24 protein-coding genes are annotated in these 20,597 nt (G+C 46.9%); 16 read left to right on the top strand and 8 right to left on the bottom strand.

Annotated elements, in window-relative coordinates:
* The 4 genes from METPAY_RS09535 to METPAY_RS09520 all read right to left on the bottom strand — a co-directional run bounded on the left by METPAY_RS09535 (window position 1) and on the right by METPAY_RS09520 (window position 4,799).
* Complete coding sequence (locus METPAY_RS09535) at window positions 1-1,443, bottom strand: NEW3 domain-containing protein (protein ID WP_048151808.1); 1,443 nt, start codon at window positions 1,441-1,443, stop codon at window positions 1-3.
* Between the two features lie 3 nt (window positions 1,444-1,446).
* On the bottom strand, window positions 1,447-2,538 hold the full coding sequence (locus METPAY_RS09530) for an ABC transporter permease (RefSeq protein ID WP_048151851.1): 1,092 nt from the start codon (window positions 2,536-2,538) through the stop codon (window positions 1,447-1,449).
* A 5-nt stretch (window positions 2,539-2,543) separates the two neighbouring features.
* A complete protein-coding gene (locus METPAY_RS09525; protein ID WP_048151805.1) occupies window positions 2,544-3,455 on the bottom strand; it encodes an ABC transporter ATP-binding protein in 912 nt (303 codons plus the stop codon).
* A 630-nt stretch (window positions 3,456-4,085) separates the two neighbouring features.
* Complete coding sequence (locus tag METPAY_RS09520; protein ID WP_048151802.1) at window positions 4,086-4,799, bottom strand: DNA alkylation repair protein; 714 nt, start codon at window positions 4,797-4,799, stop codon at window positions 4,086-4,088.
* A 158-nt stretch (window positions 4,800-4,957) separates the two neighbouring features.
* Between METPAY_RS09520 and METPAY_RS09515 the strand changes: the two genes are divergently transcribed.
* The 11 genes from METPAY_RS09515 to METPAY_RS09465 all read left to right on the top strand — a co-directional run bounded on the left by METPAY_RS09515 (window position 4,958) and on the right by METPAY_RS09465 (window position 14,240).
* Complete coding sequence (locus METPAY_RS09515) at window positions 4,958-5,587, top strand: DUF47 domain-containing protein (RefSeq protein WP_048151800.1); 630 nt, start codon at window positions 4,958-4,960, stop codon at window positions 5,585-5,587.
* Between the two features lie 11 nt (window positions 5,588-5,598).
* Window positions 5,599-6,780, top strand: a complete 1,182-nt coding sequence (locus METPAY_RS09510; RefSeq protein WP_048151795.1) for an inorganic phosphate transporter — start codon at window positions 5,599-5,601, stop codon at window positions 6,778-6,780.
* Window positions 6,777-7,925: an ABC transporter substrate-binding protein gene (locus METPAY_RS09505; RefSeq protein WP_048151792.1), complete on the top strand. Its 1,149-nt coding sequence runs from the start codon at window positions 6,777-6,779 to the stop codon at window positions 7,923-7,925. The genes METPAY_RS09510 and METPAY_RS09505 overlap by 4 nt, the downstream gene beginning before the upstream one ends.
* A 101-nt stretch (window positions 7,926-8,026) precedes the next feature.
* Window positions 8,027-8,761, top strand: a complete 735-nt coding sequence (locus METPAY_RS09500) for a CatB-related O-acetyltransferase (RefSeq protein WP_052418759.1) — start codon at window positions 8,027-8,029, stop codon at window positions 8,759-8,761.
* 60 nt (window positions 8,762-8,821) lie between these two features.
* Entirely contained in the window at window positions 8,822-9,676 is an 855-nt protein-coding gene (locus tag METPAY_RS09495; RefSeq protein WP_048151788.1) for a cache domain-containing protein, read from the top strand.
* A 240-nt stretch (window positions 9,677-9,916) separates the two neighbouring features.
* Window positions 9,917-10,453 carry a PadR family transcriptional regulator gene (locus METPAY_RS09490; RefSeq protein WP_052418758.1) on the top strand — a complete coding sequence of 179 codons (537 nt, stop codon included), beginning with the start codon at window positions 9,917-9,919 and terminating at the stop codon, window positions 10,451-10,453.
* On the top strand, window positions 10,434-11,417 hold the full coding sequence (locus METPAY_RS09485; RefSeq protein ID WP_048151786.1) for an ATP-binding cassette domain-containing protein: 984 nt from the start codon (window positions 10,434-10,436) through the stop codon (window positions 11,415-11,417). Before METPAY_RS09490 ends, METPAY_RS09485 begins: the two co-directional genes overlap by 20 nt.
* 1 nt (window position 11,418) lies before the next feature.
* Window positions 11,419-12,168 (top strand): ABC transporter permease, encoded by a 750-nt coding sequence (locus METPAY_RS09480; protein ID WP_048151783.1) that lies wholly within the window; start codon window positions 11,419-11,421, stop codon window positions 12,166-12,168.
* Between the two features lie 275 nt (window positions 12,169-12,443).
* A complete protein-coding gene (locus tag METPAY_RS09475; RefSeq protein WP_245611602.1) occupies window positions 12,444-13,340 on the top strand; it encodes a polyphosphate polymerase domain-containing protein in 897 nt (298 codons plus the stop codon).
* Window positions 13,334-13,999 (top strand): DUF4956 domain-containing protein, encoded by a 666-nt coding sequence (locus METPAY_RS09470; protein WP_048151781.1) that lies wholly within the window; start codon window positions 13,334-13,336, stop codon window positions 13,997-13,999. Before METPAY_RS09475 ends, METPAY_RS09470 begins: the two co-directional genes overlap by 7 nt.
* Window position 14,000: 1 nt before the next feature.
* Entirely contained in the window at window positions 14,001-14,240 is a 240-nt protein-coding gene (locus METPAY_RS09465; RefSeq protein ID WP_048151778.1) for a hypothetical protein, read from the top strand.
* A gap of 102 nt (window positions 14,241-14,342) precedes the next feature.
* Here METPAY_RS09465 and METPAY_RS09460 read toward each other — a convergent pair whose 3' ends face one another.
* Window positions 14,343-14,837: a VOC family protein gene (locus METPAY_RS09460; RefSeq protein ID WP_048151841.1), complete on the bottom strand. Its 495-nt coding sequence runs from the start codon at window positions 14,835-14,837 to the stop codon at window positions 14,343-14,345.
* 102 nt (window positions 14,838-14,939) lie between these two features.
* Here METPAY_RS09460 and METPAY_RS09455 point away from each other — a divergent pair, with 102 nt between their 5' ends.
* Complete coding sequence (locus tag METPAY_RS09455; protein ID WP_048151775.1) at window positions 14,940-15,521, top strand: nitroreductase family protein; 582 nt, start codon at window positions 14,940-14,942, stop codon at window positions 15,519-15,521.
* Between the two features lie 376 nt (window positions 15,522-15,897).
* Here the strand turns inward: METPAY_RS09455 and METPAY_RS09450 are convergent, their stop codons facing one another.
* The 3 genes from METPAY_RS09450 to METPAY_RS09440 form a co-directional block, all read right to left on the bottom strand.
* Window positions 15,898-16,311 (bottom strand): hypothetical protein, encoded by a 414-nt coding sequence (locus METPAY_RS09450; protein ID WP_048151774.1) that lies wholly within the window; start codon window positions 16,309-16,311, stop codon window positions 15,898-15,900.
* Window positions 16,312-16,364: 53 nt separating this feature from the next.
* The gene (locus tag METPAY_RS09445; protein ID WP_048151771.1) at window positions 16,365-16,784 is read right to left on the bottom strand and encodes an ester cyclase; all 420 of its coding nucleotides are present in this window, start codon (window positions 16,782-16,784) and stop codon (window positions 16,365-16,367) included.
* A gap of 306 nt (window positions 16,785-17,090) precedes the next feature.
* Window positions 17,091-18,320, bottom strand: coding sequence for a PIN domain-containing protein (locus tag METPAY_RS09440; protein WP_048151769.1), 1,230 nt, complete (start codon window positions 18,318-18,320; stop codon window positions 17,091-17,093).
* A 300-nt stretch (window positions 18,321-18,620) separates the two neighbouring features.
* Between METPAY_RS09440 and METPAY_RS09435 the strand changes: the two genes are divergently transcribed.
* The 4 genes from METPAY_RS09435 to METPAY_RS09425 all read left to right on the top strand — a co-directional run bounded on the left by METPAY_RS09435 (window position 18,621) and on the right by METPAY_RS09425 (window position 20,482).
* Window positions 18,621-19,175 carry a hypothetical protein gene (locus METPAY_RS09435; RefSeq protein ID WP_048151767.1) on the top strand — a complete coding sequence of 185 codons (555 nt, stop codon included), beginning with the start codon at window positions 18,621-18,623 and terminating at the stop codon, window positions 19,173-19,175.
* Window positions 19,176-19,304 carry a hypothetical protein gene (locus METPAY_RS15640; RefSeq protein ID WP_281174098.1) on the top strand — a complete coding sequence of 43 codons (129 nt, stop codon included), beginning with the start codon at window positions 19,176-19,178 and terminating at the stop codon, window positions 19,302-19,304. It begins immediately after the preceding gene.
* Between the two features lie 160 nt (window positions 19,305-19,464).
* A complete protein-coding gene (locus tag METPAY_RS09430; RefSeq protein WP_048151765.1) occupies window positions 19,465-19,689 on the top strand; it encodes a hypothetical protein in 225 nt (74 codons plus the stop codon).
* A gap of 517 nt (window positions 19,690-20,206) precedes the next feature.
* Window positions 20,207-20,482, top strand: coding sequence for a hypothetical protein (locus METPAY_RS09425; protein WP_245611600.1), 276 nt, complete (start codon window positions 20,207-20,209; stop codon window positions 20,480-20,482).
* Window positions 20,483-20,597 lie beyond the last annotated feature (115 nt).

Raw genomic sequence — 20,597 nt, 5'->3', positions numbered from 1 at the left:
TTATCTCCTCTCATGCTTCCTGAAGAAGTAGTAAACTCCTCCGCAGGCACTCAAAAGCAGTATCAATCCCAGAATTCCGACCAGGGAGCTTTCATTGATCACTATCCTGATCTCGTCTGTCTCCTCCTGCTGATCCGAGACTACCTTTACAGAGATCTTGTAATCCGAAGCGGCGATGTTCGTCGGCGGACTCACCACCAGTGTGACCGTCGCTTTTTCTCCCGGCTGAATGGAGGGAACGGACGACGGCGTAATTTTCACATTCCATCCTTCAGGTGCAGACACCTCAGTTCTTACATTGGTAAGAGCATCGCCCTTGCCCTTGTTCGATATCGTCACCGGAATCTCGACGGAATCTCCCTTCGTCATATCGTAGCGGTACTTTTCAGAGAAGATCACCATATTGCTGCTGCCGGTGATCCTCGCTTCAAGCGGTTCGGAGTATTCTTTTTCAGACGACTCCACCGACATGTTGAAGAAATAATCACCTTTTTCAACAGAATACGGGGGTATTATCTCAAGGAAGACCGTCTTCTCCGATCCTGCGTCGATATACAGCTTGGATACACTCTCCGTGGAATCCGCCGTGAGTTTGTATCTCCCGTACCAACCGCCCGGAAGGCCGCCTACATCCAGCCCGAACACATCGTCGCTCTTTCCGACATTGGTTAAGACTGCCTCGTAGACCGGTTTGTTCCCGATCGATGCAGTTACAAGCGGGGATTTGACATCGATCGTCAGGCCGTAATTCTCCTTCTCAAGCATAATCGTCCCTGCATCCGTCGTATAGCCGCACTTTATCGAAACGTCGTCCTTATGCGCATCATTATAGCCTTCACTCCCGACATACAGGATATAATCGCCCTGGTCCACCTCGGTCCTGAGGCCGTCTCCGGATGTCAGCACCTCCTTGATCACAATGTGCCTCCTTTCATCCGCGATCTTCACTAAAGCCCCTTCTATGTTTTCGCCCTGTTCGTCGACTACAGCCAGTTTCAGGACGCCCGATTCACCTGCATGGGACTTGTCTATGGTAATGTATATCCACAGGCGGGCGTCATCGATCCTGACTCTCACCGGATAGACCCCGACAGCCGTATCGCCTGCGGTATCGATCTCGAAGGTTATAGGAATCACCTCTCCTTCGGTCATCAGGATCCTGTCGATCTCCTTTTCCCCGGAGTAAAAATGATATTTCCAGTCATCTTCACCCTTGAAGGTATCGAATTCAAGCATACGGGGATTTGTACCGAGATTGCATTTTATCTTCAGGTCGAATGTTACTGTCTCGCCGGCCTCTACGATCCGGCCTGGGAAAGTACACGAGATCTCCGTATTTGCGGTTGAATCAGTACCGGCGGAGACGGCCTGCGGTACGAGAAACATGAGCAGGCATGCCGTTATCAGCAGGAAGGCAGGTGTCCGGCCGTATTCTCCTCCCATCTCCTACCTCACATCGAGCCTCATGAAACAGACATACGCCCCGCCGAAGAATACGACAGGAATTGCAATAAGGGCAATAAAATTCCAGAGAAGCTTCCCGAGAACATCCATAATGCCGGGACTCTCCCAGTCCTCCGACCCGAAAGAGGATGAAGCCCCTACCGAATACGACAGCGTCTCCGTTATATCCTGGAAATTGTTCGTCGGCGAGAAGAGATTGACAAATCCGGAGATTACATCCTTTTTGCTCCAGTACTCATCCAGCTCTTCAAAGTATCTACTCACCGCTTCATCCTGTGCGATCCTGTCCTCTTCAGAATCTTCGGATGACACGGATGACGATATCGTGCTCGTCACTCCTCCTGTGGCCGGGTCATACTGCATGTCCACGAAAAGGCCCTCCGGGTATTCCGGAGCAGGCCCGACGATCATGTCGATCGTCGAACCCCAGACGAACACTGGCACGAGACTTGAGAGGAAGACGAAGATAATCAGCGTATACACCAGCGAAGTTCCGCTGTCCTCCGCAACTGTCGACATGAACATCGAGATGGCGAAGTACGAAAATATCATCAGAAATGCGGCAACCCCGAACAGCAGTATGTAGCCGATATCGTCCCCCGAAGGGACGGCCCCGAATACGAGCATAACACCGAGCGAGATCACCAGGGTTATGAAAAGGGCGACTATCAGGGCCAGAATTCCGCCGGCCGCTTTCCCGTTGATAACCTCGTCGCGATATATCGGGTTGGAGAGCAGAATCTTCAGCGACTTGCTCTCTTTTTCCTTCGTTATGAGATTGAATCCCATAGCTATACCGAGGATTGCACCAAGGCTAACCAGGAGTCCGCCCACCCCGTCGAAGATGATCATGACAGAGGGTTTGTAAACATATGAACCGGAGACCGGATCGTCGCCCGCCACTACCAGTTTTTCATTATAGCTGTCTATCTGGTTGTTGTAGTCGACCGAACCCGCGGCCATTCCGATGATCGTTACGACGATGATTATCGAAAGGAACAGGAGAAACGTCCTGCCATACAGATGATCGCTGAACTCCTTGCCTGTTATTGTAATGAAGCCTTTTGATCTCATCGTCATCACCCGTTGTAATATGACAGCACCGCATCTTCGGTCGTTACGGCATCAAGGCAGATCTCCTTCGGGAATATGCCGGATTTATAAAGAGTTCGCCCGATGTCCATACGGATGTCCTTTGAAGCGCTGATTCGTGCCTTTGTCCTTTCAGCGAAATAGTCGACACGGATGATATCTTCATGGATCAATTCGGGCATTCCGGATTCGGTCTCGACGTTGATGACTATCTCGGGGAGACCGAGGAGATCGAGGTTGCGGGTAATCTCGTCCCAACTGCCGTCCCGGACAAGTTTTCCCTTCTGCATGATCCCGACTCTCGAACAGACCTTGCTCACTTCGGAGAGAATATGCGAGGAGACGAGGATCGTCTTGCCCGACCCGGCGATATTTCTTATGATCCTCCTGTAATCGGAGACACCCTGCGGATCGAGATTCGCCGTAGGCTCGTCGAGAATCACGACATCGGGATCGTTTACCAGCGCCTTTGCAATCCCGAGCCGCTGGCGCATTCCCTTCGAATAACCGCCGACCTTCTTTTCAACTCCCGATAGTCCGACAAGCCGAAGGAGATCCTCTATCCTCTCCTCTCTTTCAGTATCGGGAATGTCGTTGAGCTTTGCAAAAAAATCGAGATTTTTGGCGGCTGAAAGATTCGGGTAAAATCCTACATCCTCGGGCATATAGCCGAGTCTTCTCTTGACATCTATCGGGTTCTTCGAGACTTCTATTCCGTCTATGAGGCATTCGCCCGATGTCGGCTGGATGAGTCCGCAGAGCATCAGTATAGTAGTGCTCTTCCCCGCCCCGTTCGGGCCCAGGAGTCCGAACACCTCTCCCTCTTCGATCCTGAGCGAGAGGTTGTCTACGGCGTTTGTATCGCCATAAGTCTTTACAAGATTCTTCAGTTCAATCATTTTCTTCACTCAAACCTACAAGTAACAAGTACTTCTCTTTTTGATTAAATAATTTCTCATAAGATTACAATTATTTCTCTAAATATTACATTAAGTTCCCACACAGCAGAAAGAAAAAATGAAAAACAGGAAAAAAGCAAGTCTCACTAACTTTGACAACCCCTCGCCGCGAGCTGCAGTAAATTCATGGCGTGCACGGAACAGAATATCAAAAAAACAAATTCAACAGCTCAGGGGACCCCTAACCGGATTTTTATATCAAATCAGACGTTTCGGCAAAGATATTCATCAGGAACATCTTCGGCAACCCCTCGCCGCGAGCTGCACAGCAGGCTCGCGGATCGGCCCCGACCCCGGGGCCTCTCTGTTGCGATAACCGCCCAGGGGATAGACGAGTATCCCCTGAGCGGAGAGACGCGGTAAGCTCATGATGTGTAATGAACGGGAAAAACAAAAAAACAAATTCAACAGCACAGGGGACCCTTGCCGGTCCCCTGGGCGTGCCGTGAGAGAACTATCTTAGGGCAAGGCCCCAGGGCAGGGGCCGTCCGGCGGACCTGGGCCGCCGGTGCCGGGGTCGCCTGAGAAATATATGAAACAGCCAAGAGCCAAAAAAAAATTAAATTCCGGTTACCAGTCCTTCTTCATCGCTTCAGTCTTCATCTCCTTCGGCATCCGCTCGATTGCATACCTGAGTGCTGTCCGGGGCATCCTCCGTTTGTTCTTCATTACGTAATCAAAGACCTCGTCCATGTGCGTAATGCTTGCATCCTTGAGCATCCACCCATATCCCTTCTGCACCATATCGTCCCCGTCTTCAAGCAATATGTCGGAGATCTCAAAGATGTCGTCAAGGAAAAATCCCTTCTTCGCCGGGATGATAAGCGTGACCGCCGAAGCTCTTCTCAGCCAGCGGTTTTCCGACTTTGCCCACTCCTTAAGATCCGCGATCCTGTGCGGGAACATCATGATATAATCCCCGACCGCATGGTTGCATAAGACGTCGCATTTCGCCCAGTTATCGATGTACGAATCTATCCAACGGTGGAAAGTATCTATGTCCCCTTCTTCGAACCTGTCTGAGCACTTCTCGGCCCAGACCGACGCGATGGACGCCTCCTCGGTGTATCCCGAAGAAAAAAGCTCTTCGCAGAGCGAAAAGATCTCTTCCTTTTCAAGCCCTTTTATCTCTTTCCAGTAGTTGCCGATGACTTTTTTTACAGGGGCGCTCTTTAGCCCGTAGCATTTTATATTCTCCTTGAAGAATCTCTGAACGTCGGGGTTCCTGTCCTCTTCGGGAAATGATCTCAGCTCCTCGCGTATCCTGCCGATTATTTCTTCCATAAGCATTTCCTGACTTAGTTTATACTCCCTGCCCGGATAAAGAGTGCTTCTGATAAAATATATAGAAAACAGGTCGGCACATATAAAAAAATACGATCCATATATCATATTAATCATTTTTATATTCCCGCCGGTTTTTGTATAAAATAGCTGATAATATGACTTTCTTTGACTGGCTGGTTCCAAAGGACGACAAATTCTATGACTCCATATCCCTTATGATGGAAGATGTAAACAGCGGCATAAACCTTCTTTCCTCCGGTGTGCACGAGATGAGTGACCTTGAAACGATGCACAACGAGATGCGCGAAGTCGAGCACAGGACCGAGAAGAGGCTGCAGGAGATAAAAGAGCTGCTCGAAACTGCCTTTATAACTCCTATCGATCCTGTAGAGATCAACGAGATGGTGAACGACATCAAATCGATGATTCATCTGCTCGTAGACGCCTCGACCCACATCTACATATTCGGAAAGGACTGCGAAACCACTCCGGATATGGAAGAAGCTGTTGCACTGCTCAAAAGATCAATGACCGAGATGGAATCGGCGTTCGGCCACCTTAAGGAGAAGGGCAAACCGAAGGACATACTGCCCCATTACATGACCGTAAAGGAGATCGAAAAAGAGGTCTACCTGCTGAACGCCCGGGCAACACACAGGATCTATACCAATGAACCCCTGAATATCATAAAATACGGGAAGATCTACGGAAGGGTCTGCGACCTTGCAAGCCTCTGCGAGGACAGGACGGGAGCGATATACGATATAGCGGTCAGGCAGGTATAACACCGGGTCACATGGAAGCCATATTATTTTTCGTGACGATAGTTTTCGCTCTTTTTTTCAACTTCGTCAACGGAATGAATGATGCCGCAAATTCGATTGCAACCGTAATCGGAACCCGCACCATCTCTCCGCTTCATGCCGTTCTTCTCGCCGGCTCGATGAACTTCATCGGCCCTTTCATCTTCGGGACGGCAATCGCGGAGACGATTGGTGTAGGAATTCTCGAAGGCAGCGTGCTCAACTGTTACGTCCTCTTCTCAGCCGCATTTACGGCGGTCATGTGGGTTCTGTTGTCGACAAGATACGGAATCCCGATATCGAGCAGCCATGCCCTGATCGGGGGAATGATGGGTGCGGCGGTTGCATATGCAGGTCTGGGAAGCGTTCTCTGGCCTTCCCCTGCGACAATCGTCTCGCTGGCAATATACATGGCGGCCGGCGGGATATGCGGAGCCGTGATACTGCTCATATTTGCAAAGATTAAGAAGAAAGAGCCCGGAATAATGCCGCTGGTATTCTTTGCCGCAGGTGCATGCCTGGTGGTGCCTGTTCTGATGGTAACGGGAACCCTGCCGATCTCAGGGATACTTGCAGTGCTGATATTCATAGTCGTCTCACCTGCAATCGGGTTCATAACCGCCTACACCCTGATTGTCGTAATGGCCCTCATCCTGAACAGAAAAGTGAACAGGGGCCGGATTAATTCCGCAATGAAACCGCTCCATGTGCTCTCCGCCGCAGCCCTCGCAATCAGCCACGGGGCAAACGACGCCCAGAACGCAATGGGGATCATAACATCGGTCCTTCTTGCAGCCGGTGTTTTGAGCACCTTCGAAGTGCCGCTCTGGGTTATCGTATCGTCATGCCTTGCAATCGCAATGGGGACCATGATCGGCGGGTGCAATGTTATCGACAAAATGGCGAACAAGATAACGCATATCAGCCAGTACCAGGGCTTTGCGGCATCAACCGGGGGAGCGATGATTCTCTCGCTGATGACGGCCTTCGGGGTCCCGGTCTCGACGACCCACGCGATAAGCGGCTCGATAATGGGGGCAGGCGCCACAAGGGGCCGGGCTGCCGTAAACTGGTCCGCGTCCCGCGAGATCGTCGCCGCATGGTTCGTGACCATTCCTGCTTCGATGGCATTGTCCTATGTCGTCATGCTGCTCATAATGGCGGTGTTCGGATGAAAAAAAGAGCGAACATAATCTGCCTCGTCGTGCTGGTCCTGGCACTTTCAATCTCGCTCCTCCTTGCGGGATGCACTGCACGGGACGACAGAACACAAACGAAGGCAGGTGTTCTGCTTCCTCTTTCAGGAACGTATGAAAAGGAAGGAAATTACATTCTCTCCGGGATCATGGCAGAAGCGAATGAGAGCGGAAGCGGGATCGAATATATCATAAGGGATACCGGAGGAGATCCGGAAACGGCTCTTGAAGAGATCCGCAAACTTCACTCATCGGGGATCGATCTCATTATCGGACCCCTGACTGAAGATGAAATTACAAATGTCATCGGATTTGCAGGGGAGAATGATATGATCCTGCTTCTCCCGTTTGAGAATTCGACTGATCTCCCGGATGAGAGAGGAACCGTCTACAGGATCTCCCCCGGCCACAGGGGAGAGATCTTTGCCGTCTCCGGCCTCATAAACGATCTCTCGCCCGGCAGCCCTGTGATCCTGGTAATCCATGAAGGCTCGGACGCCGAACTTGAAAAGATCCCGCACTTCGGGAACTATACTTCCCTGAACATCAGGCTCCTGAACTATCTCCACGAAGACCTTGACTATTACCTGGCAACTTCAGGCGCACCGGAGATCGCAGTCTGGACCGGTTCGCCTGTAAACGGTTCGGAGGCCGTAAAGACCATAAGGGAATACGGCCCGGATACGGCGATCATTCTCTCCGAATCTTCCGCAAGCAATCTCTTCACGGAGAATGCAGGCTCATATGCCGAAGGCGTCTACGGGATCGAGTACCCGGGTGGTCTCAGCGAAGAGATCATGTATGAATATTACGGACACGATACCGCTATGGTCCTGGAAGAAGCACTTGCGGGAGGTGCGGATACAATACCCGAGATCAGGGAGGAGCTGGACAGAAATATCGTCACAGGTTACACCGGGGTCAAATACTTCAGGGACGGCAGCACTGCTCCCCCTTATTATATAATCATAAAGGTTGAGAACGGCACCTGGGTGAAGGACGATGAATATTCAGCCAGACTGATGGCAAGAATTTCGGCTGTCTACGGCGGAGCCCTCGAGTTCGATCCCCTGTTAAACGATGACCATGCAAGGCTTCCCCTCCCTCACGGAATATACGACTGAACACATTTTCAAACTCCATACTATAATGTTTTAACCTCGCGGCGGGAGTAAGATTACAGAAAAATTGCGAATATGCATTTTACAGGAAACGGAAGGATTTCATGAAAAAATCAGTTGAAGACTACTTATCAGACGAACGGTTCGCATTCACGGGCGATGCTCTTAGAGACGGATTCATAGGGCAGTATGCCGTTTATCACGAAGGAAAGAAACTCGATTACGAGCTGATGGAGCAGCACCCCGGGGCAATAATATTCGAAGGTGCGACCGTCTCCCCGGACTGCATACTCGGTGAAAATGTCGTCATCCACCCCGGAATCGGGATCATGTCATCGGAGATCGGAGACTATACATATACGTGGTCGGGGATGCACAATACGAAGGTCGGAAAATTCTGCTCGATCGCACTCCACAACAGGATCTGCTACGGGTTTCACCCGTCGCACACATTTGTCGCGATGCATCCCGCATTCTACTCGAAATGGAATCCCGGCGCTCTCGCCTCGTTTACGGATGAGACAATATTCCAGGAGAGCCTCCCGGTAACAATAGGAAACGATGTATGGATCGGTGCGGGATGCTCCATCCTCGACGGGATCACGATCGGCGACGGTGCGATAATCGGGGCGGGAGCCGTCGTCACAAAAGATGTCCCCGATTATGCAATAGTCGCAGGAGTCCCGGCAAAGGTTATCAGGTACAGGTTCGAAGAGGACCAGATCGAACTCCTGAAAGAGTTCCGGTGGTGGAACAGGGATATCGAATGGATCAGGGAGCATGCCGGGCTCTTTTCGGATATCGAAAAATTCTGTAAATATATCGGGGAGAATTACTAATTTTCTCACAGAATCCAATACAACATTTTTTTACCAGAAATCAGGTATATTCATATTATTATGAAAAATGCCTGTTCAATTTTGTCAATTGCAGTTATCGCAATGGCGGTTCTCCTCTCTTCCGGGTGCACCACCACTTCGGAAATATGCCCGGCATGTGAAGCCGCACAAACGGCGGATGATTCCAATTCCGATTCACTCATGCAGGCATCGCTTTCGGAGCTGCAGGGCGAAACATACACGGGATTGGACGATCTCTTTTCCCGGGCACGGGATTGTGCAGGATCTGTCGGAACTGCCGATCTGCAGGAAAAGATCTCTGAAGCCGCCTCTGGTAAAGACTACATTCTCACAGTTGCATACATCGGAAGCGATGGCGTCCTGAACGCTATCTCTCCCGAATCAGAAGGGATTAATGTCGGTGATTCGCTGGCGTACCAGGATTCAGTAGCCCGGATGAATGAAAACAAAACCCCGCTCCTGACAGATCTCTTCGAACTGAAGCAGGGCGGATATGCCGCAGCAGTCTATTACCCGGTTTTTTCCGGCGACAGCTACCTGGGATTCATAAGCATCACCTTCGTTCCCGAGACCTTTTTCAGCAAATATGCAAAAGAGCTGAAAGAGGAATCAGGCTTCGAGGTCATGGTCCTCCAGACCGACGGATTAATTCTCTACGATCCCGATGAATCCGAAGCAGGACAACAGACCTTTAACAATCCCGCCTACGAGGATTTCCCCGGAATCATCGAAGCGGCTGAAAAGGTTGTCAAAGACTGGTCGGGAAGCTGCGAATACAGTTATTATGCAACAGGAACGAAGGATGAAATCGTCAAGAAGGCTTTCTGGAGCACTGTGGATACAGGCGGAAACGAATGGAGAATCATGGTTATCAAAAATATCGGTGAAGAATAATCAATAGTTGTTCAGGGGGGATTTCACTTCTTTTCTTTTCCCGGAGATTTCATATCCGAAATGCGCCGGAGGATTTCAATGAAAAATTCCGGGCCTATTTTTTCATGACATTCAGTTTGCCACGGCCCGGTACAGGCAAGGGTTATATAACCACATGTGCAATAGTACTAAATAGAACTGTGCTAAAAAGAACGGTCCTTAACAGAACCATAATTCTGATCAGTACAAGGATTGGAAATCATGAAAGAAGACGACTTTGAAATGCCCGGATTTCACAGGCATATGAAATTCGAAAACGGCAGAAGCCACAGGACCGGCGGGATCATGAAACTCTACGTCCTGCATTCCCTGACAGTCGGACCGAAGACCGGCTACGATCTCATAAAGGAGATCTCGGAGAAGACCGACGGCATATGGGTCCCGAGCAAGGGGATGCTTTATCCGCTGCTGAAGAAGATGGAAGAGGAAGGTCTCATCGTGGTCTCCGATACCGGATCACGCTCGAAGAATATCTACGAGATCACGGAAGACGGCAGGGAACTCCTGGAAAGAATGGTAAAACACAGGAAAGAGGCCGGAAAAAGGATGCACGTTTTCAGGCGGATCATGGCCGACATCTTCGGTGGGAACTTCGGGAAAGCAGGAGAAAACCTGTATGATATCCACCAGCTCCTAAATGAAATCCCTCCTGAAAAGGAGGAAGAGGCCGCATCGATAACAGGAAAATGTCTTGAGGAGTTAAAGAGGCTGAAAGGAAATGAAAGCGGTAACAGTTGAAAACCTTACGAAGAAGTTCGGCGATTTCACGGCAGTCGACAATATATCGTTCGATATAGATGAAAACGAGATCTTCGGCCTCCTGGGTCCGAACGGGGCAGGAAAATCAACGACGATATCCATCCTCGCGACGATGGCCGATGCCACTTCGGGAAAGGCGATTGTAAACGGTCACGACACCGCCGATGACGAAGATGGCGTCAGAAAATCCATCGGCATAGTCTTCCAGGACCAGAGTCTCGACGAAGAACTGACCGCCTGGGAGAACATGGATTTCCACGGGAGGCTCTACAGGATTCCCGGGGAAACACGCGACAAGAGGATAAAAGAGCTTCTTGAGCTTGTAGGTCTCTACGACAGGAAGGACGATCTTGTAAAGACCTTCTCCGGGGGTATGAGACGGAGGCTCGAGATTGCAAGAGGTCTTCTGCACAGGCCGAAGGTTCTCTTCCTCGACGAACCGACACTCGGCCTCGACCCGCAGACGAGGAATTATCTCTGGGAATATATCGAGAATCTTAACAGGGAATTCGGGATCTCCGTAATCATCACTACCCACTACATGGAGGAGGCGGACAGGCTGTGCAACAGGATCGGGATTATAGACAGGGGACGAATCATCGCACTCGACACACCCGAAAACCTCAAAAACAGTATCGGCGGTGACCTCATCACTGTAAAGTCACCGGATTTCAATGAAAAAATCTCGGGCCTGGACCAGCCCTGGATTGAAAACATCTCATGTTATGACGGTTTTTTTACAATCAGTCTTTCAAACGCGGAGGAGCACCTGACCGCAGTAATCAGTGCTCTTCTTGACAACGGCATCGAAATATCATCGGTCTCGGTTCACAAACCGACACTCGAAGATGTCTTCCTCCACTATACGGGAAAGACGATACGCGACGCCGAGGCGGATTCGAAGGATCACATGAGAATGATGCATAACATGAGGAGGCACTGAGATGGACGTTATATACACGATATGGCTCAGGAGCGTCAAGAGATACATAAGATCGAAGAGCCGTATCGTCGGCAGTCTCGGAATGCCGCTCTTCCTCCTCGTGTTCATGGGATTCGGCCTGAACTCGGTCGTCGTAATCCCCAACACCGGAGAAGACTACATCGTCTTCCTTGCTCCCGGAATCGTTGCGATGGGTGTCCTGTTTACGTCGATATTCTCGGGGATACAGATCATCTGGGACAAACAGTTCGGATTCCTGAAGGAGACGCTCGTAGCACCGGTGACGAGAACCGAGATCATGCTCGGCCAGACATTCGGGGGAGCAACCACCGCAATCATCCAGGGAACGATAATCCTCCTGATCTCGTTCGTCATCGGTCTCAGCTACCCGGGAATCCTCGGGCTTCTCATTGCCGCGGGATTCATGATCCTGATCGGAATCGCGTTCACATCGCTCGGCATAGCGATCGCATCGAGAATGGAGGACATGAATGGATTCCAGCTGATAATGAGCTTCCTGATATTTCCTATCTTCGGGCTGTCCGGTGCAATGTTTCCGATCGACAGCCTTCCTTCGGCATTCAAATCGCTGACTATGATCGATCCCCTGACATACGGAGTGGAGGGAGTAAGATACGGCCTGACAGGTGCATCGCAGATCAACCCCGTGATATGCTTAATCGTGCTCGGAGCGTTCTCCGTTGCAATGATACTGGTCGGGGCGTACCTGTTCAGGAAGACTTCGGTCTAAGAAAAAATAAAGAAAACAAAAACATTTTTTAGCAAAATCCACAGGCAAAAAATTTCACAGGATGATCTGTTTTTTCCCACGCCCACGCCCATGTCTTTTTTGCCATGTCCCCAAATAAAAACCCGGACAGGCCATCGCTGCGTATATAATCCGTTTTCAGGCAAAATGCCTTGGAATACATAATATACTGGTTCTCTATATTTTTTCAGGTTTCACGGAGCAATTAGCTTACATAGAGTAAAGTATATTTAACATTGAGTCAAACAACATATACAATGTCAGCACAGATCCTCCAAAGAGGAGAACACTGCGGATACGATATGAATACAAGGGGTTCGATATTGATGAACCGGAATGATATGGATACATATACAAAAACAGACGATGAGGCCAATATTTTAAACGGGAAGATCTCATCCGCAATTGAAGGATACGAGCAGATCACGCTTGAAGAGCTGAAGAATTCGGATGCCTCGCTCATGTCGAGGAAGGAATCGAAATACCTCATGACATTCGACCAGTGCCTTGAGCTTATATCGGGCCTCGACGGCGACTACATGATACTCGATGTAGACGAGTGCAAAATGAGCGGCTACGAAACCGAATACTACGACGACGATTCGTTCACGAGCTATCACCAGCACCACAACGGCAAGGCCAACCGCTATAAGCTCAGGGCCAGGCACTACCTCTCCTCCGGCGAGTATTACATCGAGGTCAAGGAGAAGAAGAACACCGGGGTTACGGTCAAAAACCGCATCGAAATCTCCGAATCCTCCGATATGAGCGAAGAGGAATACGACAGGTTCCTCAGGATGTCATTCCCGTTTGACTACCACGAGTTCCATCCCGTCATATCCGTGGAGTATAAGCGGGTCACCCTTGTCTCGAAGAGGATGAACGAGAGGATAACACTGGATTTCGATCTCACATTCAAAAACAGTGAACAGATCTACTCGTTCCCCGCCGTCGTGATAGGGGAAGTCAAGATGGACAAGAGCATCACCAGTTCAAAGGCCCTGACCTATATCAGGACGCTTGGAATACGGGAGAGAAGTTTCTCGAAGTACTGCATAGGGGTATCGCTGATCTACAGCCACCTCAAGCACAACAGGTTCAAGCCGAATCTTCTCTTCCTTTCCAGGATATCCGGGAGTGAAGCGATTTGCTGAATCTGAGTAATACCGAAGTTTTGTTTGTACTGGGATTCCTGGTAAACTTCATAGTGGCGTTCATAATCGTCAGGTTGATCTATTACCCTAAGAAAGGCGAGAAGAACTTTATATTCACGTTCCTTGCGTTCAACGCGGTCGTGTACTTCATAATCGGGCTTTTCACGAGTATAGAGCTCTCGATAGGGGCGGGATTCGGGCTTTTCGCCCTCTTCTCGATCCTGAGGTACAGGACCGAGACCGTCCCCATCAGGGAGATGACGTATCTCTTCATCATGGTGGCGCTTCCGATCCTAAACTCCATCCTGTTCGACTCGGGAGAGTATGCAAAACTCCTGGTCATAGATGTGTTGATGATCGTAGTCGTCTGGGTCCTCGAGAACGGATGGGGCTTTAAGAGAGAGGTCATGCAGAAGGAGGTGGTCTATGAAAAGATAGACCTTGTAAAAGCAGGACATGAGAACGAACTGATTGATGATTTAAGGATTCGTACCGGACTTAACGTCAGGGATGTCGATATCCGGAGTATCGACTTCCTTCGTGACGTTGCCCAGCTTAAAATCTACTATACGGCAGATCCGGTAGAAGTTATGGACAGCTTTTCCGAAAATATAGAAGAGAACCCGGGGAATCCCGGGGATAAACTGACAGAGGAATAAAATGAAGAACAAATCATTATTTTTTCTGATTGCAATTTCAATCTTACTGGCATGCATATTTATTAGCGGATGCACATCGGAATCATCCGGCACAGATACGAATACAGACGCAGCACAGGAGTCCGGTTCCGGGGACATGGGAGATATGCCTGCAGGTGACGGCAATATGACCCGGCCTGACGGAGGTAATATGACTCCACCCGACGGCAACATGACGATGCCCGCAGGCGAGGAAACATGACTCCGCCGGATGGCGGTATGGGCGGCGGAGAGAGGCCCGAAGGCGAGATGCCTGACGGAACCCCGCCCGAAGAATCATCCTGAAATCAATTCTTTTTTTGATCTAATCTCTGTTCGCCAGGATTGCATTCACTATTTCGACAGGCATCGTCGTCGATTTCGCGATCATCTCAGGTGTCTCCCCCGAGGCCGCAAGTCTCCCTATGCAGACGTCCATTCTCTCGCCGACCTCTATCATGTGTCCGTCCGGATCGAGGAATCGTACGGTGAGCTGGCGCCAGGGCTGTTCGACGACTTCGTGAACGAATTTGACTCCGGCGGATTTCAGGATCTCATAAGTTTCCGCCATGTCCTCGGTCTCGTAGTAGATCTCAAGCATCTTCTTCGAGGAATAATCTCCCCCGGAAGGGTCCCCGAATATTACATTCCGGCCGTACTCCCCTTCCCAGATGGCAAGGCCGTTTTTGAATCCTACATTTTTCCCGAGATCGAGTTCGATCTCCTCTCCCATTACCTCAGTGTAGAACTTCTTCGATCTCTCCACATCTTCTACGAAGAGGACTGTCGAATGATACGAGAATGGCTTTTCATTATTCATGATCCTGAATTGTCTCCGCTCAATATAATAAAGATCCGCAGGAGAAGAAAGTGAATCTGCCAGATTATTTAAATACATAAGCGTGTATAAGGACTGATTATCATGAACGATGAGAACGAAGTGACTCGTGTGATTAAGGGAAGGAGAAGCATCAGGAATTATTCGGACAGGGTGGTTCCGGATGAACTGATCGAGAGGCTGATCGACATGGGGATACATGCACCTTCGGCCCTCGCCCTTTTTCCGTGGAGTTTTATCGTTGTAAAGGACAAGGGGATGATGAAGAGAATCTCCGAATATGTAAAACCCCAGATTCTCGCGGAGCTGAAAAATGCAAAAAGAGTCGGGATGACACAGAGATATCTTGATATGGTGGGCGAGGAGAGATTTTCGATCTTCTACAACGCTCCTTGTCTTCTCCTTATACTTGGCAAAAACGATGCTCCCATAGCCGATGTAGACTGTGCTCTCTGTGCACAGAATATCATGCTCGCCGCACATTCAATGGATCTCGGCACATGCTGGATCGGATCGGCGAGACATCTTGAAAAAAATCCGGGGCTTGTTGAAGAACTGGGTATCCCGGACGAATACCATCTCGTCTCCTCTCTCGTCCTCGGGTACCCGGCGGAAAAACCGGAGAAGCCGGCGAGGCCGGAGCCGTCTGTTAACTGGATAAAATAATATTATTTTGATCCGGAGAATCCCCTGTTGAAATCTGACAGGGACGATAGCACCCTGATCATACTTTAGTATACATAGATTCCAACTATTTAGCAACGGTCGTGCAAAGCGTGAAAGCATTAATTGAAAAATCGCGTTAAAATATCTCTCCAAAGGAAAGAGCCACATTCAGGAATAATGGTTTAACGGAATTTGAAGAAGATACGCTGGCCAAAACTCTTAAAAGGCATAAAGAATCCTTCAGGGAACTCGGACAACATTAATTCCGATTTTACTTTTAATTTTTTTCAACATTATTCAGCAGCCAATCGTTAGCGATCTATTCCAAATCAACGATGTCTCTAACTTTATCTTCCATTCATTTGTTATTTTAAGGTCAGGGAGAGGAGTCGGTCCCGTTCCGGACTGCTCCATCAGCTACGTACCCGACGGTGATGCTCATGACAGGGATCACGAAGTAACGGACACCCACTCCGGCGAACCACGAGAGCGGGTCTTCACCGAGCATTCCGCAGAGGACGACGAGATCGAGCACCCAGTTGATTACGAGGGCTGTCGCACCGAAGATTATTCCGGCCCGGAGGTAGTTTTCCGTTTCGGGCCTGAAGTACCAGACGATCATCAGTGCTCCGGTGATCGCCCCGACGACGATCATTATCGACTTGAAGAGGAAGACATCGATCGTAAGGCCGTTTTGGTTATAGAATAACAGCGATACGAGGAACGGGACGAGCCAGGTGACGATCCCCGCGAGGACTGCTCTTGAATATTGTGATTTTGGAATGGACATATTACCAGTAAATCGATTTTTTTGATATTACCGTTTGTGGATGAAGAGCGGCGTCAGAGCCTGAAGACACGGAGCTGCACCATAAGGCCGAGCATGTCTGCACAGTCCCGGTGTTCGGCGAGTTTTCCGTTTTTGAACTTATAGAAGTCCATCCCCTCGACCGACACTCTCTTTCCGGTCGGGGCAAGGCCCATGAACGGCCCGTTGTGGGTGGCCTCCCAGCGGTAACTGACTGCTACGAGATCGCCCTCGGCCACAAATTCCCCGGGGAAGAAACGGATGCCGGGAAATGCCGCCCGAAGATCTTTCAGCTTGTTCTTCACTCCTTCCGCACCGGGCTCCTGCCCGGGAACGGGGTTATGCTCGATATAATCCGCCGCTATCAGTTCGTCCAGGTAGTAGTCGTCGCCCCCGTTGAGGACGCGATCGAAGAGTATTTTTATTTTCTCTTTATTTGCATCGGCATCGCTCATTTTCTTCACCGCCTTTGCTTTTTCTTTTTGGGAGATTGGTTTCGGAGACGAAGAAGGTTTTGGGGGGATGGGGGAAGTGTCGTTTGACAGGGCCAGAGGGATATTTTTATTGATAAATACTTACTCCTTCACCCGAATACGAGTCAAAAACATGCTGATAGATGAGATCGCATTTTTTTGAATATATTTCAGGCGTATAAACTCTCGGAAGCTGATCGAGGATTTCATCGATGGTTACACGGACATCTGCACGGGATTGCTGCCTCTTCTTCCCCGATGAATAGAGGGTGAAATTGACATGAATGATTAATCAGTATAGATATCAATTAAATCAGATTCTATTTCTAAATCCATTTCATTTTCAATGTATGAAATGATTTGTTGGAGGTATTCAGGATCTAAAGTATAATACTCATAAATATTTCTGTTATCTGGAGATAAATGATAATGCACACATTCCTCTGGAATAATAATATTCTCAAAATGAGGGTACTTAGAGGTTGAATCGTATAATTCGATTTCAATATCAGCTAATATATATGATTGCATACTTCTAGAATAATCCAACTCTACAATTATTCTTTCAATTGGTGATGTCTCCAATGTTTCGAGTTTTATATCATCCCATTTTCCTTTAAAATTAAAGTTTTTCATCTCATTAATAAGGTCTGATTTAATTTCGTCTTCCCAGTTATTCTTGGAATACTTTTTTCTTATCATTGGAGCGAAATTAAAAGGTAATGGTTTTGCAAAAACCTCAAAAATTTTAATGAATGAATTATATTCAGAGTAAATAATTCTAAATGAAGTTATTTCATATTCTTTAAAATTTGTTATGATATTAACTAAAAAATTTTTAATTTTTTCATCATGATTTTCAAAATTTGCATTTTTAAGATTTACATATTGCAATTCTTTTTTAAATTTATCAATAAATTCTTTTTTGTTGTCTTGAGAATTAAAATCTTTAATATTTTCAGTAAAAAAGAAAAATTGATCTTCGCTAGAGATATCTTTGGAGTCAATATAATCTTGAATTGAATACCAGATTAAAGCGTCTTTTAATCCTCTTGATTTATCGGTATTAAATGGAACCTCCTTTTTTATTGCCTTTTCAATGATTTTATTGAAATTGTCTCCAGAACAAGTGCTTGTTCTTTGTATATCCTCAGCTATTAAAAAATCAGATGCAATTTTATCTAGGTTTCCTTTCAAATTTTCCTTTAAAATATTCATATTCTTAATAAGTTCTGTTTCATCAATCGAATTATATTTACATAATTTATCAATACACGCTATTGAAGAATTAATTAAAGGAAAGATTTGATCAAATTTTTGTTGGATTCTTTCTTTTACTACAGTATCTGGAAAAATGATCTCTATTTCAACTTGACCAATTTCTGCTGAGAAAAAATTTTTTAGCCTTAATAAATAATTTAAAAATTTTGTACTAAATAAATCCAAATCGTTTTTTGTATTATAAATGTGGTTCGTGTCAACGAAAATATATATCTTTTTTTTGAGTTGTGCCTTCATTATCCTGTTGTGGTATGCAATTTGAAATAAGATTTTTGTTTTAAAAGTGAAAGATGTCTGTGATGCTTATGAATCTTTTATATTTTGGGCAGATCAAAGCACACTTCCTTAGAAGGTTCCGTCCGATCTCATCGAAAGTCGTCGGCATTTTTTCAATAGAAAAATGACAGTTATATCGGCTTCAAGGTTTCACATGTTAAACTCATTTTAAAAATTAATTTTGGTTTTTCATTTTCATACCGCACGGGGAACAATTATCTTATTGCACTCACATGAACCAGTAATGGAGGGACTAATCATTTGAATAAAGAAGACTCTAATCCAGATGAAACTGATTATGATGATGTCTCCAAAAAGGATCAGTTTATCTTTGATATGATCTATCAAAAGCAGATCCGGGAATTTAAGAGGATTGATTCACTTGATGATAAGGCCAGCAAAACAATATTATTTGTAGGAATTATTCTTGGATTGGCATCTACTTTAATTGGTTGTATTTTGAAAGATTCCAATGAACAGTCAGACCTTTATATTCTATTTCTAAACTCCAAATTACTGTTAATATTGGGAATTTTATCACTTGGAGCCTCAATTCTCTGTAGTGTCTTAGCGTTTTCTATAAGAACGTATCAGGATGTTCCGAATACACAATATCTTATATCCAAATATGCTCTGGATGACACAATCACTTTCGGCACTGTTTTTAAAAATATCGGGACAGAAATTTCTGAAACAATCGAAGAGAATTCTAAAACTCTTGAAGAAAAAGCAAGATTTGTTAAATATAGCCTTAGATTTTTTGGTCTTGGAATGATTTTTGTTGTGTTGTTTGTGTGTGATCTTTTGGTGAATTAAATGTCAAAGGATGATGTAAAGAAAAATTCAGATGAAAAAGGTAAAAGCAAGCGAAAAAATGATTGGGGTAAAGGTGATCGAAATTTGAGAGATCGGGTAGACAATACTATCAAGGAAGAATCCGAATGAGATATCCAAAATATCGGATTAATGATAATTAAGAGAAAAAGATTATGATGACACAGAAAGATAATCAGAAAAAAGATCAAAATCCTAAATCAAAATGGGGAGATGTGGACATTCAACTTCGTAAAAAAATTAAGAAAGGCCGTGATGAAAATGGGAAAAGATGAAAAAAATGAACCGAAACAATCTCCTCAACCCAAGTCAAAATGGGGAGATGGAGATAAAGGGCTTCGCAATGAATTTAAGGAGAAATATGATAAAAATGGGAAAAGATGAAGAAAGCGGATCAGAGTCTTCTCAACCTGAATCAAAATGGGGAGATGGAGATAAAGGACTTCGATCACCTCGTGACCTAGGTGATGAGAGTGATGATAAACACGATTTTTGAAAGATTGCGTTTAAACCTGTCCTTTAATTTATAATTTTAAAATCATCGTATTTATATAATCCAGAACAAATTTACTTTATTTATCGCGAAACCCAATAATCCATTCATCAGGGGCCATTCACATAACTGTTGATATGAATGCCTCTAAACTCTCAGTACACCGAAGATACACTTGTCGAACAGCCGGAAAAATATCCCCCCATAACTTATTTTACGTTTTTCAATTGATCTGCCTCAGCTTAAGTAACCCTCGCGAGAGTATCGCTCCACGATAACCCGGTTTTAGAGTTCTCCCCCGAAGGGGCTTACACCCAAATAAATTCCTGAAAAAAATATCTGAATAAAAACAGACAATCCAAAAAAATCCAAGAAAATCCCCCCACAATTAAATCCGAATTTCAATTCTCTCCCCAAATTCCGATTTACTTTTATAACAACTTCCTTCCCAACCCTAACCAGGTGCAGAAAATCGCACCCGATGATAAAAATGAAAAAAGAAAACCAACAAAAAACCAGAATGTGCTGCTGCCGAAAGTCCGAAGAAAGGTACGGCAGCCCCCTAAACAAAATGTGCACCCACACATGCCGTATGAGAACTGCCGACAGAAAATCTACCTTAAAGAAGATAAGCAAAGCGGCCGGCCCCGTCCCCCTCTACCTAATCCCGCAGGCACTCTCCAAAGAAATCCGTGAACTCGGCGGGACAATAATCGGAATAGACGTGAGAAGAACCCGCGGCCACAACTACTCCATCAGCATGATCACATCCGCAAAAGGAGGAAGAAACCCATGAATCCTGAGCAGGATGCCGCAGCGATAAAAGAAGAGATCGAAAAAAACCTCTCACAACTCTTCCCCCGAGGAGGAGTCGTCGAACTCCGGGCCATCTCCGATTACAACATCCACAG

This window comes from Methanolacinia paynteri (assembly GCF_000784355.1).
Classification (GTDB): domain Archaea; phylum Halobacteriota; class Methanomicrobia; order Methanomicrobiales; family Methanomicrobiaceae; genus Methanolacinia; species Methanolacinia paynteri.
This window is presented reverse-complemented; position numbering and strand designations above follow the sequence as displayed.

Excerpts from the sequence above, each read along its gene's own strand:
- METPAY_RS09535 (WP_048151808.1), bottom strand. The coding sequence starts at position 1,443 with ATGGGAGGAGAATACGGCCGGACACCTGCCTTCCTGCTGATAACGGCA.
- METPAY_RS09530 (WP_048151851.1), bottom strand. The coding sequence starts at position 2,538 with ATGAGATCAAAAGGCTTCATTACAATAACAGGCAAGGAGTTCAGCGAT.
- METPAY_RS09525 (WP_048151805.1), bottom strand. The coding sequence starts at position 3,455 with ATGATTGAACTGAAGAATCTTGTAAAGACTTATGGCGATACAAACGCC.
- METPAY_RS09520 (WP_048151802.1), bottom strand. The coding sequence starts at position 4,799 with ATGGAAGAAATAATCGGCAGGATACGCGAGGAGCTGAGATCATTTCCC.
- METPAY_RS09515 (WP_048151800.1), top strand. The coding sequence starts at position 4,958 with ATGACTTTCTTTGACTGGCTGGTTCCAAAGGACGACAAATTCTATGAC.
- METPAY_RS09510 (WP_048151795.1), top strand. The coding sequence starts at position 5,599 with ATGGAAGCCATATTATTTTTCGTGACGATAGTTTTCGCTCTTTTTTTC.
- METPAY_RS09505 (WP_048151792.1), top strand. The coding sequence starts at position 6,777 with ATGAAAAAAAGAGCGAACATAATCTGCCTCGTCGTGCTGGTCCTGGCA.
- METPAY_RS09500 (WP_052418759.1), top strand. The coding sequence starts at position 8,027 with ATGAAAAAATCAGTTGAAGACTACTTATCAGACGAACGGTTCGCATTC.
- METPAY_RS09495 (WP_048151788.1), top strand. The coding sequence starts at position 8,822 with ATGAAAAATGCCTGTTCAATTTTGTCAATTGCAGTTATCGCAATGGCG.
- METPAY_RS09490 (WP_052418758.1), top strand. The coding sequence starts at position 9,917 with ATGAAAGAAGACGACTTTGAAATGCCCGGATTTCACAGGCATATGAAA.
- METPAY_RS09485 (WP_048151786.1), top strand. The coding sequence starts at position 10,434 with ATGAAAGCGGTAACAGTTGAAAACCTTACGAAGAAGTTCGGCGATTTC.
- METPAY_RS09480 (WP_048151783.1), top strand. The coding sequence starts at position 11,419 with ATGGACGTTATATACACGATATGGCTCAGGAGCGTCAAGAGATACATA.
- METPAY_RS09475 (WP_245611602.1), top strand. The coding sequence starts at position 12,444 with ATGTCAGCACAGATCCTCCAAAGAGGAGAACACTGCGGATACGATATG.
- METPAY_RS09465 (WP_048151778.1), top strand. The coding sequence starts at position 14,001 with ATGAAGAACAAATCATTATTTTTTCTGATTGCAATTTCAATCTTACTG.
- METPAY_RS09460 (WP_048151841.1), bottom strand. The coding sequence starts at position 14,837 with ATGAATAATGAAAAGCCATTCTCGTATCATTCGACAGTCCTCTTCGTA.
- METPAY_RS09455 (WP_048151775.1), top strand. The coding sequence starts at position 14,940 with ATGAACGATGAGAACGAAGTGACTCGTGTGATTAAGGGAAGGAGAAGC.
- METPAY_RS09450 (WP_048151774.1), bottom strand. The coding sequence starts at position 16,311 with ATGTCCATTCCAAAATCACAATATTCAAGAGCAGTCCTCGCGGGGATC.
- METPAY_RS09445 (WP_048151771.1), bottom strand. The coding sequence starts at position 16,784 with ATGAGCGATGCCGATGCAAATAAAGAGAAAATAAAAATACTCTTCGAT.
- METPAY_RS09440 (WP_048151769.1), bottom strand. The coding sequence starts at position 18,320 with ATGAAGGCACAACTCAAAAAAAAGATATATATTTTCGTTGACACGAAC.
- METPAY_RS15640 (WP_281174098.1), top strand. The coding sequence starts at position 19,176 with ATGTCAAAGGATGATGTAAAGAAAAATTCAGATGAAAAAGGTAAAAGC.
- METPAY_RS09430 (WP_048151765.1), top strand. The coding sequence starts at position 19,465 with ATGAAAAAAATGAACCGAAACAATCTCCTCAACCCAAGTCAAAATGGG.
- METPAY_RS09425 (WP_245611600.1), top strand. The coding sequence starts at position 20,207 with ATGTGCTGCTGCCGAAAGTCCGAAGAAAGGTACGGCAGCCCCCTAAAC.